The organism is Micromonospora sp. URMC 107 (genome assembly GCF_051386315.1).
Lineage (GTDB): Bacteria > Actinomycetota > Actinomycetes > Mycobacteriales > Micromonosporaceae > Micromonospora.
Genome location: NZ_JBPQTK010000296.1, coordinates 1 through 571, shown reverse-complemented (window position 1 = coordinate 571; position 571 = coordinate 1). Strand labels below are relative to the sequence as shown.

Genomic DNA, 571 nt, shown 5'->3' with positions numbered 1-571 from the left:
AACCCGGAAGCTAAGCCCTCCAGCGCCGATGGTACTGCACTCGGGAGGGTGTGGGAGAGTAGGACACCGCCGGACAACTTTTCCAGTCGAGGGGCGCCCCATCCGGGTCGCCCCTCGACTGCGTTAGCGTCGTGGGTGACGCAATGAGGAAGGATGTACCTGTGAGTTCAGGATCGCAGGGCGGAGATCGTCCCCGTCGCTACGAAGACCGTTCGGGTGGGCGCGAGGGCGCGCCGCGCCGCGACGACCGGCCCCCGTACCGGGAGGACCGGGGCGGTCAGCGCGGCGGGTATGCCGGCGGCGACCGTCGTGACGGCGACTCCCGCGGTGGCGCCCCCCGCGAGGGAGGCTTCCGGTCCGGTCCGCGTGACGGCGACTCCCGCGGCGGTGCCCCTCGCCGCGACGCCGGCGACCGCCAGGGCGGCTTCCGTGGCGGCGACCGCCGCGAAGGCGGCTTCCGTCGGGACGGTGACGAGCGCTCCGGCGGCTACCGCGGTGGCGACCGTCGTGAGGGTGGCGACCGTCCGGGTGGCTTCCGCGGTGGTGACCGCGAGGGTGGTTTCCGTGGCGG

Annotated in this window: 1 protein-coding gene and 1 rRNA gene; one reads left to right on the top strand and one right to left on the bottom strand. The window is 73.7% G+C overall.

All coding sequences use genetic code 11. From position 1 onward, the window contains the following. Window positions 1-75: ribosomal RNA gene (rrf, locus tag ACSNN9_RS28605) — 5S ribosomal RNA — on the top strand; the annotation flags it as partial. A 92-nt stretch (window positions 76-167) separates the two neighbouring features. Here the strand turns inward: rrf and ACSNN9_RS28600 are convergent. Beyond that, window positions 168-571, bottom strand: a 404-nt coding sequence (locus ACSNN9_RS28600) for a hypothetical protein (RefSeq protein ID WP_436676410.1), incomplete at its 5' end; no start/stop codon positions are given.